At 38.6% G+C, this 14,676-nt stretch carries 14 protein-coding genes; all 14 read right to left on the bottom strand.

The window, feature by feature from the left end; all coding sequences use genetic code 11:
- Positions 1-80: 80 nt before the first annotated feature.
- Complete coding sequence (locus tag KO505_RS05275) at positions 81-992, bottom strand: hypothetical protein (RefSeq protein ID WP_216054413.1); 912 nt, start codon at positions 990-992, stop codon at positions 81-83.
- A 326-nt stretch (positions 993-1,318) separates the two neighbouring features.
- The gene (gene lipA / locus KO505_RS05270; protein WP_216054412.1) at positions 1,319-2,290 is read right to left on the bottom strand and encodes a lipoyl synthase; all 972 of its coding nucleotides are present in this window, start codon (positions 2,288-2,290) and stop codon (positions 1,319-1,321) included.
- Positions 2,291-2,320: 30 nt separating this feature from the next.
- Positions 2,321-2,980: a lipoyl(octanoyl) transferase LipB gene (gene lipB / locus KO505_RS05265; RefSeq protein WP_216054411.1), complete on the bottom strand. Its 660-nt coding sequence runs from the start codon at positions 2,978-2,980 to the stop codon at positions 2,321-2,323.
- A gap of 8 nt (positions 2,981-2,988) precedes the next feature.
- Positions 2,989-3,261, bottom strand: a complete 273-nt coding sequence (gene ybeD, locus KO505_RS05260) for a DUF493 family protein YbeD (RefSeq protein WP_216054410.1) — start codon at positions 3,259-3,261, stop codon at positions 2,989-2,991.
- Positions 3,262-3,352: 91 nt separating this feature from the next.
- Entirely contained in the window at positions 3,353-4,507 is a 1,155-nt protein-coding gene (locus KO505_RS05255) for a serine hydrolase (protein WP_216054409.1), read from the bottom strand.
- Positions 4,508-4,707: 200 nt separating this feature from the next.
- A complete protein-coding gene (locus KO505_RS05250) occupies positions 4,708-5,469 on the bottom strand; it encodes a septal ring lytic transglycosylase RlpA family protein (protein WP_216054408.1) in 762 nt (253 codons plus the stop codon).
- A gap of 10 nt (positions 5,470-5,479) precedes the next feature.
- Complete coding sequence (gene rodA / locus KO505_RS05245) at positions 5,480-6,595, bottom strand: rod shape-determining protein RodA (protein WP_216054407.1); 1,116 nt, start codon at positions 6,593-6,595, stop codon at positions 5,480-5,482.
- Positions 6,588-8,504 carry a penicillin-binding protein 2 gene (gene mrdA, locus KO505_RS05240; protein ID WP_216054406.1) on the bottom strand — a complete coding sequence of 639 codons (1,917 nt, stop codon included), beginning with the start codon at positions 8,502-8,504 and terminating at the stop codon, positions 6,588-6,590. The genes rodA and mrdA overlap by 8 nt, the downstream gene beginning before the upstream one ends.
- A gap of 12 nt (positions 8,505-8,516) precedes the next feature.
- Positions 8,517-8,987 (bottom strand): 23S rRNA (pseudouridine(1915)-N(3))-methyltransferase RlmH, encoded by a 471-nt coding sequence (rlmH, locus tag KO505_RS05235; RefSeq protein WP_216054405.1) that lies wholly within the window; start codon positions 8,985-8,987, stop codon positions 8,517-8,519.
- Between the two features lie 21 nt (positions 8,988-9,008).
- Positions 9,009-9,353, bottom strand: coding sequence for a ribosome silencing factor (gene rsfS / locus KO505_RS05230; RefSeq protein ID WP_216054404.1), 345 nt, complete (start codon positions 9,351-9,353; stop codon positions 9,009-9,011).
- A gap of 120 nt (positions 9,354-9,473) precedes the next feature.
- A complete protein-coding gene (nadD, locus tag KO505_RS05225; protein ID WP_216054403.1) occupies positions 9,474-10,130 on the bottom strand; it encodes a nicotinate (nicotinamide) nucleotide adenylyltransferase in 657 nt (218 codons plus the stop codon).
- Positions 10,114-11,163, bottom strand: a complete 1,050-nt coding sequence (holA, locus tag KO505_RS05220; protein WP_216054402.1) for a DNA polymerase III subunit delta — start codon at positions 11,161-11,163, stop codon at positions 10,114-10,116. Before holA ends, nadD begins: the two co-directional genes overlap by 17 nt.
- A gap of 5 nt (positions 11,164-11,168) precedes the next feature.
- On the bottom strand, positions 11,169-11,657 hold the full coding sequence (gene lptE / locus KO505_RS05215) for an LPS assembly lipoprotein LptE (RefSeq protein WP_216054401.1): 489 nt from the start codon (positions 11,655-11,657) through the stop codon (positions 11,169-11,171).
- Between the two features lie 137 nt (positions 11,658-11,794).
- Positions 11,795-14,368 carry a leucine--tRNA ligase gene (gene leuS, locus KO505_RS05210; protein ID WP_216054400.1) on the bottom strand — a complete coding sequence of 858 codons (2,574 nt, stop codon included), beginning with the start codon at positions 14,366-14,368 and terminating at the stop codon, positions 11,795-11,797.
- Between the last annotated feature and the right edge of the window lie 308 nt (positions 14,369-14,676).

The following is a 14,676-nucleotide window of genomic DNA, read 5'->3' as shown; positions in this document are numbered from 1 at the left end:
TAGGATGAGGGGACCGCATGTGGAATCGATAAGAGAGAAAGCCTTTGCCGATGGCAAAGTGACAAAGGCTTTTTTAAGCGTTAAGGAACTTGGTAATTGCTACTATTGATGGATATATCGTAAAGTTTACATGCCATTACTTTCATATTGTGCTGGCTGATAGGGTTATTTGATTGCTCTAAATCATACCTAACTTCGATAATATCAGGGTTATCTACGGCTACAGGGAAAACACCTTTCATTAACAAACGTAAATAAGCGAGTATTTCACCATGTTCGTATACTCTATATATGGTTAAACCTTGTTTGCTTTCATTCCTGATTGGTGCCGGTATCGAATAAAAACCAGTGACTATCGATGGGTCAAAGGCAATGACTTGGTCTACTCTTTTATCGGCGTACGCAGCTTGTTGTGCTAATCCCCCGCCTAGGGAGTGACCCGTTGCGATCACTTTATACTCATTACCCCATCTATTCTGAATGTAATCTAACAAAGGTGAGATTAAGTCTTCAACCTGTTCATATTGATCCCACAGCAAAGGGATAGGTCTTGTTATCCATCGTAAATTAGCTGCCCAGTCTTCATATTCATTAAAGTCTGTACCTCTAAAAACAATTGAAATGATTTTGTCATTATCGTTGACCCACACTTCATAACCAACCACACCAACTTTGATATTCCACTCTGGAGTGACAGGGAAATTAGGTAAGTCGTTTGGCATTATCATTGACCATTGCTGCAAGTTAAACCGTTTTCCGTCGTCAACACATGAATTACTGGTTTCGTATGTCTCGTATACATTTGCACTTAATAAAGCAAAATGTTCCACATGGGTTAAGTTTTTGTCAATGCGGCCAGTTGGGATATCAATTACAGGTAATTGTTTAGGCTCATGAGGTTTATCTCTATAGATTAGGTGGTCTTTTTTTTGGGGAAAAGTAATACAACCGGATAGTAAAGACAGTAATAAAAGTATAAATATAATTTTCATATCAAACTACTCCTTGTAAATAAGAACATAAAAGTAACTTAATCAAGACTCCCGCAGCATATTACTAATACGCTCGAATAAGCTTTACCAATTAAAGAGGATATTTTGAATATGTACAAATTTATCGTTGAATTAATGTGGTTAGATAATGGTTAAAAGCGCGAAAGGTGAGTGATAAAAAATTACTATGGGAGTTTTCTGATTTAGTCTATCAAAATTGGATAGGTTAAAAGGGTTATCTGGATAAGAAAGGAAGGAGTAACGTTAATATCGATGTTGTTTTGCCATCAATATTAACGTTATCAAACTTGATTAAGTAACCAAGTTTATTTTACTTCTTCACCTGCAGCTTGTTTGTCTGCATGGTAACTAGAGCGAACAAAAGGACCACTGGCAGCGTGTTTAAAACCTAGTGCATCCGCTTCGGTTTTGAACATGTCAAATTCAGCTGGCGGCACATAACGTTCAACTGGTAAATGATGTTTACTCGGTTGTAAGTATTGACCTATGGTTAACATATCTACGTCATGTTCACGTAAGTCTTTAAGTACAGCAAGGATCTCATCATTGGTTTCGCCTAAACCAACCATTAAGCCCGATTTAGTATCAACTTCTGGGTGCATTTGTTTAAAGCGTTTTAACAATTCTAATGACCATTTGTAATTAGCGCCAGGTCTAGCAAGACGATACAAACGAGGCGCTGTTTCCATATTATGATTAAATACATCAGGTGGAGCAGTCGATAGTATTTCAAGAGCCGTATCCATACGACCACGAAAGTCAGGCACTAAAATCTCTACTTTAATTCCTGGGTTGTGCGCTCGGATCGCTTTAACACAATCAGCAAAGTGTTGTGCACCGCCATCACGCAAATCATCTCTGTCTACTGATGTGATTACCACATACTTTAAACCCATTTCTTTAATGGTTAAGCCTAACTTTTCAGGCTCTTCAGCATTAGCCGGAAGTGGTCTACCGTGACCAACATCACAGAACGGACAACGACGAGTACAGATGTCACCTAAGATCATGAACGTAGCCGTACCGTGATTAAAACATTCAGGTAGGTTAGGGCATGAAGCTTCTTCACAGACAGAGCTTAACCCTTGGCTACGCATCGCTTTTTTTAGGTTATCGATTTTTTCACTTGATTTAGGTAAACGAATCTTTAACCAATCAGGTTTACGTAACATGGTTTCACGTTCAGAAGGCATTATCTTTACTGGGATTAATGCCATTTTGTCAGCATCTCTTAATTTAACACCAGCTTCTAATTTTGAAGATTTTACAGTAGTCATTATTTTTACCTAAAACACCTAATCGTGAAATTAATTATTTTCTAACCCTACAAGGGTTGTGATCTCTGTAGCGTTTAAAGACGCCGCTAGTATTTTTGTTAATCCATTTGCTGCTTCGGCCACTGTTTTGGGACCGTTGATTTTACTTGTTTGTAACATCTCTAGACCGGCATAACCACAAGGGTTAATTCTTAAAAATGGCGCCAAATCCATATCAATATTTAATGCTAAACCGTGAAAACTACAACCTTTACGAACTCGTAATCCTAAAGACGCAATTTTCATTTCATCAACATAAACACCAGGTGCATCTTTTTTAGCATAAGCATTGATGGAATATTGTTTTAACAACTCAACAATAGCGACTTCTATTTGTGTTACTAAATCACGAACACCCATTTTACGTCGTCGTAAATTTAGGAGTAAATATATTACTAATTGACCTGGTCCGTGATAGGTCACTTGCCCACCACGGTCAACTTTAACAACTGGAATGTCACCAGTGTTTAATAAATGTTCTTCTTTACCAGCTTGGCCTTGAGTAAATACTGGGTCGTGTTCCACTACCCATAATTCGTCAACAACAGAATCATCTCGATTATCTGTGAAGTTCTGCATGGCGTGCCAGATAGTCTGGTAATCACCAGTATCAACTTGCCTGATTATTAGTTGATCATTAAGCTCAGTCATTATTTGAACTATAAAACGTATCGGACAATATCGATAGCGCCCAATTCATTGTAAATTTGTTCCATTTGCTCTTTGCTGGTTACTGTTACAGCAATAGATACCGCATGGTAAGTACCTTTGGAGCTAGCTTTAATCTTTGGTGTGTAATCATTTGGCGCAATGGTTTGCAAAACTTCGATGATTTTAATTGGCAAATCGTCTTGGGCTAACCCCATTACTTTAAATGTCTGTTGGCAAGGAAAGTCCAACAGTTGATCAAAATGGGTGTCTTTAACTGTCATAAGGTGTGGCCTATAAAAGCAAAAATATATCGATGGATAATACCAAGCCGACCTAAAAGGTCGGCTCAATTAAAAAGGGTTATTACACGTATTACAGGTCGAGTTTTAAACGAACGTAATCTTTAAGTTTTTGGAATAAACTACCTTCATTTACTTCATCAAGCGCAACCAACGGGTATTCAGTGATCACTTCGTCTTCGATTTTTAATACCAAAGTTCCAACCACTTCACCTTTGCGAATAGGCGCTTCTAGCTCTTTATCAAGCGTAAAGTGCGCTGTTAGCTTTTCTCTGAATCCACGAGGAACCGTAATTGCAGTACTTTGGTTTATGCCTAAACGAACTTCTTCTTTGTCACCCATGTAAATACGTTGTTTAGCAAACTCAGTACCTGCTTCGTAAGCTACTAGTGTTTCAAAGAAACGGAAACCGTAATTAAGTAACTTTTTACTTTCTTTGCTACGCGCTCGTTCACTAGACGTACCCATAACAACAGCAACTAAACGCATACTGCCTTTGGTTGCAGATGAAACTAAAGAATAACCTGCAGCTTCAGTGTGGCCTGTTTTAATGCCATCCACTGCTAATGTTTTATCCCATAACAAACTGTTTCTGTTTAATTGAGATATGTTGTTAAAGGTAAAGTCTTTTTCTTTATATAGGGCGTATTCTTCTGGCACATCACGGATAAGTGCAGCACCTAACGTCGCCATATCTCTTGCTGTTGTCATATGACCTTCAGCCGTTAAACCATGGCTATTTACAAAATGAGAAGATTTAAGACCGATTTCGTCAGCGTGAAAATTCATTATCTGTGCAAATTGTTCTTCACTGCCTGCGATATGTTCAGCCATTGCAACACACGCATCATTACCACTTTGAATAACGATACCGCGGTTTAAGTCTGCAACTGATACTTGTTTGCCAACTTCAATGAACATTTTTGATGAACCCGGGAAATTTTTAGCCCAGGCATTTTTACTGATTGTCACCATATCGTTAATCGAAATAGTGCCATTTTGAATCTCTTTACCAATGACATAACTGGTCATCATTTTGGTCAGACTGGCTGGGTTTAAACTTTCATCAGCATTTTTTTCAGCTAGTACTTTTCCGGTTTGGAAATCGACTAAAATAAAAGCTTTAGCGTTGATCATTGGGGGATTTGGTACCAATAGTTTGGCATTTGAAACAAATGAAAGGGTACACAAAGAAATACAAACTAACTTAGATAATAATTTTTTCATTTTTTTCCGATATAGGTTGAATATGATTAACGAGAATAAGAAGCGGTATTATCCACATGAGACTAACGCGTGTCTAGGGTAAAGGTAGCTTTCGTAGTGGATTTAGTAGATTAAGACAATTAAAAATGTCAGTTTTGATAAACAAAAAAAAACAGCAGAAATCACAGTAATAAAAATGATAACGAATAACGTCAATTTAACTAAGGTAAACTGCTCTCAACGATCGTTTTATTGTACTCATGATCCGACAGTTGCTTGCTAAATGATTCGGCCTCACTTTTATTTGCAAAAGGGCCAAATAAGAGGGCGACTTCATTATTAGATTGGCTAGATGAGAATTTTTGGTTCAACATAATAGATAAACCTTTACCGATTTCTTCGGCGTGTTCAAGGCTCTCTATCCCACTTAACTTGACATGAAACTGTTGCAGCACGTTTTCTTGCTGAATATCAGTTTCAGGAAAAACAACTTCTAAATGGACTTGTGCCGTACCAGTGTCATACACGCCAATTTTATAAGCCGCGGCATAAGATAAGTCGATTATTCTATCTTGATAAAAAGGGCCTCGGTCATTAACTCTGACGATAGTGGACTTGTTATTAGCGAGATTTGTTACTTTGACAAAACTCGGCAGAGGTAAGGTTTTATGCGCCGCGCTCATTTGATACATATTATAAATCTCACCGTTTGAGGTTAGGTGACCGTGAAACTTTTTACCATACCAAGAAGCTGTGCCTTTAGCGGTATATGGTTGTCGTTGGGTATGAGGCACATATTTAATACCTTTGATACTATAAGGGTTGTTGCCCCGCCCAATCCCTTCAGACGTCACAACGGCGTCTTTCAGCTCTAATAACGTTGGCGGTCTTGTTGGTGCGCTGTCATGTTTATGTTGATAACGACTTGTTGTACAGGCGGTTAGGTAGATAATAAACAGTAATGAAATAATCAGTTTTAACATAAACAATAACTTAAGTTGCTAATAAACGTTTGTTGGTAGCTATGGCCATTAATATGCCAAAACTGGCCATCAAAGTAACGATAGATGTGCCACCATAACTAACAAGAGGTAAAGGGACTCCAACCACAGGCATTAAGCCCGAAACCATACCAATGTTTACAAATAAATATACAAAAAAGGTTAAAATCAAACTACCTGCGAGCAGTTTGGTAAACCCTTCTTGTGCGCGAATAGCGATAATAGTGCCGCGAATGATAACAAAGGCATAAACCGCCAATAATAATAACACCCCAACAAATCCAAACTCTTCACTAAATACCGAAAATATAAAATCGGTATGACGTTCAGGTAAAAACTCCAATTGTGATTGAGTCCCTTGTAACCAACCTTTCCCCTCAAGTCCACCTGAGCCAATTGCGATTTTTGATTGGATAATATGGTAACCAGAACCTAAGGGATCACTCTCTGGATTTAAAAAGGTTAAGACTCGTTGTTTTTGATAAGAGTGCATTAAGTAAAACCATAAGATAGGTAAAAATGCGGCAAACAAAGCAATTAAACCAAACAGTATTCTAAATCGTAATCCCGCTAAAAATAATACAAAAAATCCGCTGCTCGCGACCAACAAAGATGTCCCTAAATCAGGTTGCTTGGCAATCAATAAAGTAGGAAGGGCGATGATACAAAAGCTTATAAATGTATGTTTATTAGACGGCGGTAATGTGTATTTACTTAAAAACCAAGCCATCATCATTGGCAGCGATAGTTTCATTACCTCTGATGGCTGGAATTTAGTGACACCTAAGTTTAACCAACGTTGAGCGCCTTTACCCATATCGCCAAATAACAAAACGGCAATCAGTAAACCCACGCCAATAACAAAAATATGTGGAGCCCATTTTTGATAAAAAAATGGGGAGATTTGCGCAACGACCATTAATACACATAGACCGATACCAAGACGAAACATTTGACGAATCGCCATGTCGATATCTTGACCGCCAGCACTGTATACCACCAAAACACTCAGTAACATTAAGGTTAGAATACCTAACATTAAAGGTACATCTATATGGAAGCGGAACCAAATGGAACTTCGGCGTCTCTCATTTTCAGTTTTAACCATCGTTTACATCCACAGTTGGGGCGGTTGTTGTTAAGTTACGTTTACCAGATAACCCTAAGCCAAAATAAAGGTCTAACATCTTACGAGCGATAGGTGCCGCATTAGCACTACCTCCGCCGGCATTTTCCACGGCAACAACAATAACAATGCTTGGGGCTTCAAAAGGGGCAAAACCGACATACATGGCATTATCTCGATATCGTTCAGCCACGTTTTCTACTTCATATTCTTCATCTTCTGCCAAGCTAAACAACTGAGCCGTACCTGTCTTACCGGCTGAACTATAAACGGCATCTACAAAGGCAGTTCTGGCGGTACCATCAGATGCATTAACTGTTTCATACATCGCATCTAATACGGTATCCCAGTGCTTTTTATCTTTGATATCGATTGGTGCTCTGTGTCTCGTAGGAGTTTCTTGGTATACACCATTTTTGGTCATTCCAGTGACTAATCTCGGCTCCACCACTTTTCCACGATTAACTAGCGCAGCAGTAGACATGGCTAATTGCACTGGCGTTGCTGTCCAATACCCTTGACCAATACCTATAGAGATAGTGTCGCCTTTATACCAAGGCTGTTTAAAGCGTGACTTTTTCCACTCTCGAGACGGCATGATTGCTTTGGACTCTTCAAATATGTCCACGCCAGTGTAATCACCAAATCCAAACTTAGAACCAAATTCACTGATGTTGTCTATGCCTAAACGGTAAGCAAGATCATAATAAAAAATGTCACAAGATTGTTTAATCGATAGTAACACATCAACATGACCATGACCGCCAGGCTTCCAGTCTCTAAAACGACGTTGACCTTCCACATTTGGAATATGCCAATAACCTGGATCTCTAATAGTGGTATGTTTTGTAATTAAGCCTTTATCTAAAGCTAACAGAGCAAGTTGAGGTTTTATGGTTGACGCAGGTGGATATTGCCCTTGAGTTACTCGGTTTAACATAGGTTTATCTTTTGAACCTATGATCTTTGAATATTCAACTTGGCTGATACCATTTACAAATAAGTTAGGGTCGTAAGTTGGGTTACTATAGAAAGTTAACAAGGCACCATCTCTTGGGTCCATGGCTATGATAGCGCCTTTATTTTCCCCTAAGATTTCTTTGGCTTTAATTTGCAACTCAACATCTATAGATAAATGCAGATCAGTGCCTGAAACTGGCGGTGTAACACTTAATTGTCTTAAAATTCGACTGCGGTGGTTAACTTCAACCTCTTGGCTACCTGTGATGCCATGCAATTGATTTTCGTAATAACGTTCAATGCCGAGTTTTCCAATGCTACGAGTCGCGGCATAATTTTTAATTTGGTCGGTGTCTTCCAGTCTTTGTAAATCTTTCTTATTAATTTTTCCTACGTAACCTACGCCATGAGTAAAGTACTCACCAAAAGGATAATGTCTTGCTAAACGCGCTTCGATTGATACACCTGGGAATCGGTGCTGATGCACAGAAAACATCGCCACTTCTTTATCGGATAATTTAGATTTTAACGGCATACCTTTAAAACGACGACGATATTTGATGGCCCGTTTAAATACTTTTATTTGCTCATCACTGATCTCTATTATTTTGCCAATTTCTGTCAGCGTTTCATCCATATCTGTGATTTGTTCTGGGACTAAATCCAAACTAAAGGTCGGTTCATTTCCGGCTAATAACTTGCCATTTATATCTTTGATTACACCGCGGTTAGGCGGAATAGGTTGGACTTTTATACGGTTATCATTAGAACGTGTTTGATAGGTTTTATAAGAACTGATTTGTAAATAAAATAAATTGGCGATGATCAACAATAATAAACTGCCTACCCCTATTAAAGAGATAATTGCTCGACGAGCAAATAAATTAGACTCCGCGGAGTGATCTTGAATATGGTAAGAGTTTCTACGCATTGCTAATGACCCTTATTCTCTATGATAAGGATGGTTATTGTTCAAGCTCCAAGCCCGATATAACCCTTCAGCTACAATGACTCGTACCATAGGATGAGGCAGAGTCAGTGGCGATAATGACCATTTTTGTTCAGAACGTTGAATGCATTCAGGGGAAAGGCCTTCAGGCCCACCGACTAATAAACTGACATCTCTGCCGTCCATTTGCCAGCTACTTAATTGTTTGGATAACTGATGGGTATCCCAAGGTTTACCGGTCACTTCTAATGTTACGACTCTATTCGATGGCGGAACTTGGGCGAGCATTTTCTCGCCCTCAATTTGAAGTATTCTTGTTATGTCAGCATTTTTGCCACGTTTGCCAGCGGGAATTTCGATTAATTCAAATGCGCAATCTTTAGGAAAGCGTCTTTGATATTCGGCGAACCCCGTCGCAACCCAAGCGGGCATTTTGGTTCCAACAGCCACAAGTTGAATTTTCATTCAGTACAATACCTAAATTGATTATTCGTCAGAAGACGTTCTATTTGACGGTTGCCATAGTTTTTCAAGCTGATAAAAGTCTCGTGTACCTTCTTGCATTACATGCAATACTACAGGTCCCATATCAACTAATACCCATTCACCTTCATCTTTCCCTTCTACACCTAATGGTGTTTCGTCAACCGCTTTAGCTTCAAGTGCTACGTGGTCAGCGATGGATTGAACGTGTTTTTTGGAATTACCTGAGCATATCACCATAAAATCAGTGATAGTTGAGGTTTTACTTACATCTATAGTAATGATGTCACGGGCTTTAAGATCGTCAATTTTATCTAATACGAATTCGAGGATTTGTTGATTTTGCAAAGTGCTAATAGACCTGTAGTTAGCTTTTAATTAGCTTAGATTCTACTTGTCTAATGGCTTAGAGTACAGGCCTAAAATAACCTTAAACTGTATGAATTAGAATTTGCGGGTGATTAACCACTATTTGTATAAGTTATGTGTGTTTATGTAATGTTGAACCGACGTCGGCAGTAACGATAACTCTTTTAAGGATTTATTATTAGATTGGTTATACATGGCTTTTATTTGGCTGGATGAAATATCCACCTCAGTAACAGATGTTATTGTTATTTGGCTGTTTAAATAAGGGCGTAATTCTTCACACAGCTGAGATTTACTAAATGAAACCCCGGGACGTTGCATTACTAACAGATCACAAAATGACAAAATTTCCTGCCACTTAAACCAAAGATGAAAACTCAGCAGTGAGTCCATGCCTATTAAAAAATACAAATGGTGTTGAGGATACGACTTAGCAAAGTATTCAATGGTTTTTCGTGTATATGACGGGCTGGTTAATTGAGTTTCGTAATCACTGATTTCAATGGTTAATTGCTCATCGTTAATGTCTTGCAACGCTAATTTAGTCATCTCTAAACGATGCAAACTATTAACACTAGGTGTGTCTTTATGTGGTGGTATGTGGCACGGTAAATAGATAAGTTTTTCAGCATTGATTGATTTTGCCGATTCAATTGCAGGGACGATATGGCCGTTATGAATAGGGTTGAAGGTGCCACCATAGATAACGATTATTGGTTTATTGCTTAACCCCATAACGTTAAATAAACTCTGCATCTAACGGCAATTTAATGTCAGCTAACTGGGTAGCGCCGGTTAACATCAGACAAACATGGACAAACATGGAATAAGGACAGGTTAAGGTATGAAATTTTATAGCTTGATCAATTTGACTGAGTTGATTAACGGCAGCATTTAAAATTTCAGCCGGTATTCGTTTGGCCTGATTAAGGTAAACCGCTTGTTTGTTTTTCCATACTTTATGTGTGTCTAAAATAGACTTAGTGTCTAAATTGTAAGTCAGTGCTTGATTCAGTTGCTGAATCAGTAAAACGTCTTTTTGTAACGCCCAAAGGATGATGTTTGGCTCCAACTCTTCTATCTTTAAACGCTCGATAATATTGACACACTGCTTGGCATTGCCTGCCCATAACTGATCGATGAGTTGAAAGACAGAATACCTAGATTGGTCGGCGACTAGTTTTTCAACATCTGAAAGTGTGATGTTTGAAGAGGAAAGTGCCATCGAAATTTTCTCTAACTCTTGCGCACAGGCCAATAGATTTCCTGCAGTGTACTCCAGTAGATAAACTTGCGCTTCATAAGCCATTTGCATTTTACGTTTGCTTAATTGGTCTTTTAACCAACGTTGCAAATGATTACCATCAATATCATATACAGGAATATAGATACCTAAGTTATCTAATCCTTTAAACCAAGCCGCTCGTGTTTGGCTGCTTTCTAATTTGGGGCCAAATATGACTAAACAAGTATCAGCAGAAAGTTGTTCTGTAATTTGTTTAATGGCGTCACTGCCTGCTTTTGGTAATTTACCTGTGCTTAATTCGAGTTCGATTAACTTGGTTGAAGAGAATAAAGACATGGATTGACAATGTTCCACTAATTCATCCCATTCGAACTGATCGTCATCAGACAGGCGAATAAACTCTTCTACCCCTTGTTGTTTTGCCGCTTGTTTTATCTGTATACGACAGTCGTTTATCTGGAAGGGCTCATCACCAAATAATAAATAACAAGGCGCTAGACCGCCTTTAAGTGTATTGGTTATTTGATTGGCATATATTTTCATGCTGGTTACTGTATGCCATTAAGTTGGGACATGATGCGATCGCTGGCTAACACTCTTAACTCTGATAGTATCAGTTCACGTTCTCTTTCTTTACCTAATGCATTATTGGGGTCGTCTTGGAACTCACGGTTTAGTTCAAAGGCAAAATGTTGAGTTGGTTTATTTGGTAACCTGACTTCAAATTTAACTTGATAAATAAGCTCGTACTCTGCGACTTGGCCATTAGGAAATAATGACAGGGTACGGCGCTGAAACGCTTCTGGCAGAATCTTTAACTCTGCATTGCCTGGATTAAACTTAGGCAGTAAGTTTACTTTATTTTGGCTAAGTCTAAGTTTGACTTGTTTGGCCAAAGGGCTAAATTTTTTGGTAGACGTTAAATATAAGGTTTGTAATGAGTCTGGAAGATAATAATGACCCTTTAGTTTAAATCCGCAACTGGAGGACAATAAAGCCAGCGAGAGAGTCATAAATAGAAATACAGATTTGATCATTTAAATGGCGCTTATTATTAAGTGAGATTAGATTTAATAAGTCTGGTATTAAACGCTATTTAAAAAGGATTTAAAAGCGATAAGAAAGAAGCCAAGTATAAACTTGGCTTCTTATTAGACTTGTTAGTGATTATTACTTAGTTAGCGACAATGTTTAACACTTTGCCTTTAACAAAAATAACTTTTCTTACGGTCACGTCAGTTAAGAAACGTTCAACATTTGCAAAACCTAACTCTTTAACTTGTTCTTCATTTGCGTCAGCAGGTACGGTTATCTTGCCACGTACTTTGCCGTTAACTTGAATGATGACCAGTTTTTCATCTTCAACCATTGCTGACTTATCTGCAACGGGCCATTGTGCATTTTCAACGTCGTTACCGTTACCTAACATCGCCCACAAATCATGACAAACATGTGGAGTAATAGGCGTTAGCATAATAACAATCGCTTCCATACCTTCTGTTAACACTGCTTTATCTGCTTCTGTTTCTAATGGCGCTTTAGCAAGCTTATTCATTAATTCCATAATGGCAGCAATGGCCGTGTTAAACGTATTACGACGGTCTAAATCGTCGGTCACTTTATCTATGGTTTTATGAACTTCACGGCGAATTGATTTTTGCTCGTTGGTTAACGTAGAGAAATCAAAATCTTTAACTAAACCAGCGTCAATCACATCGTTCGCTAATTTCCATACACGTTTGATGAAACGGTGTGAACCTTCAACACCCGTATCAGACCATTCTAATGTTTGCTCTGGTGGTGCGGTAAACATCATAAATAAACGCACTGTGTCGGCACCAAGTTTGTCGATAACTTGTTGTGGGTCAATACCGTTGTTTTTTGACTTAGACATTTTAGACATGCCTGAAGAAATCACCGGTTGACCATCCTGAATATGCCATGCTTTTGTAACTCGGCCTTTCTCATCACGTTCAACATCAACTTCCGTAGGTGATATCCAAACTTTGCCGCCATTGTCAGATTCACGGTAATAGGTTTCAGCTAATACCATGCCTTGACATAATAAACGTTTAAATGGTTCGTCAGACTCAACTAAACCAACGTCACGCATTAGTTTGTGGAAAAAACGTGCGTACAATAAATGTAAGATTGCGTGTTCAATCCCGCCAATATATTGATCTACAGGTAGCCAGTAATTAGCTTGTTCAGGATCTAACATCATGTCGTCAGACTGTGGTGAACAATAACGCGCGTAATACCAAGATGACTCCATGAAGGTATCAAAGGTATCGGTTTCTCTAAATGCCGCTTGGCCGTTTATTGTGGTTTTTGCCCACTCAGGATCCGCTTTAATAGGTGACGTTGAGCCATCCATAACTACGTCTTCTGGTAAAATAACCGGTAAGTCTTGTTCAGGAATTGGAACCGATGTGCCATCTTCTAATGTTGCCATTGGAATAGGCGCGCCCCAGTAACGTTGACGAGAAACACCCCAGTCACGTAAACGGAAGTTAACGGTTTTTTTACCTTTGCCGTCTTGTTCTAATTTAGCAACAATAGCGTTAAACGCTTGAGAGAAATCTAAACCATCAAATTCACCTGAATTGATCAAAGTGCCTTTTTCAGTATAAGCAGCAACCGATAAATCAATTTCTTCATCTGAAGTAATAACTTGTTTAATATCTAAACCGTATTTAGTGGCAAATTCCCAATCACGTTGGTCGTGTCCAGGAACCGACATTACCGCACCAGTACCGTAACCCATTAATACAAAGTTGGCAGTCCATACAGGCACTTCTTCACCGGTAATAGGGTGGATTGCACGGTAGCCAGTATCAAAGCCAAGTTTGTCCATGGTGGCCATATCAGCTTCTGCGACTGACTGACTTTTACATTCTTCAATAAATTCCGCTAACTTAGGGTTCGTTTCTGCTGCTTTTAATGCAAGAGGGTGTTGTGCAGCAACGGCAACATAAGTCACACCAATAAGCGTATCTGGACGTGTTGTGTAAACTTCTAACGATTGGTCTTCACCAACAATTTCAAATTTAATATCTGCGCCTTCAGAACGACCAATCCAGTTTTTCTGCATAGTTTTAACTTGCTCAGGCCAGTTATCTAATTGGTCTAAATCAGTTAATAGCTCTTCCGCATAATCTGTGATTTTAATAAACCACTGTGGAATTTCTTTTTGTTCTACTAATGCACCTGAGCGCCAGCCTCGACCGTCAATAACTTGCTCATTAGCTAAAACAGTTTGGTCAACTGGATCCCAGTTTACTGTCGCTGTTTTTTTATAAACTAAGCCTTTTTCATACAACTTAGTGAAAAACCATTGCTCCCAGCGATAATATTCAGGCGTACAAGTGGCCACTTCTCGGTTCCAGTCATAACCAAAACCTAAAGAGTTAAGTTGGTTTTTCATATAATCGATATTTTCGTATGTCCACTTAGCTGGCGCTGTTTTGTGATTGATTGCTGCATTTTCAGCAGGCAAACCAAACGCATCCCAACCCATAGGTTGCATTACGTTTTTGCCATTAAGTCTTTGGAAACGAGATATCACATCACCGATAGTGTAGTTACGTACGTGCCCCATATGCAGGCGACCACTTGGATATGGCAACATTGAGAGGCAATAAAACTTTTCTTTGGTTTTATCTTCCGTCACTTTGAACGTTTGATTTTTTTGCCAATGTTGTTGAACTTTTTGTTCAATTTCCTGATGGTTATATTCTGCTTGCATGGTTAGATCTCAGTTTGCGGTTACGCTTTAACGTCTGTTTTCAGGCGTAATATGATTAGTTTCGGCACAATTTAAATTAGAAATAATATAGAAAAATTGCCTTAGAAAATTAAGGCGCTAAGCATATCGAATAAGGCTCTTAGCAACAAGAGAGGATATGATAAAAAACAGCAAATTGAGTAAAAAAAATCAAGTTTAAAAATTGAGGTGTTTAACGCGTAAAACAAAATAAATATTCAATTACTTTTTGCTCACTCAGAATTACAAAGTGCTTATGGTGCATTTTTTGTCTTTGGTTTTCACACTGA

It is taken from the genome of Psychrosphaera sp. F3M07 (genome assembly GCF_018860345.1).
Taxonomy (GTDB): domain Bacteria; phylum Pseudomonadota; class Gammaproteobacteria; order Enterobacterales; family Alteromonadaceae; genus Psychrosphaera; species Psychrosphaera aquimarina.
This window is presented reverse-complemented; position numbering and strand designations above follow the sequence as displayed.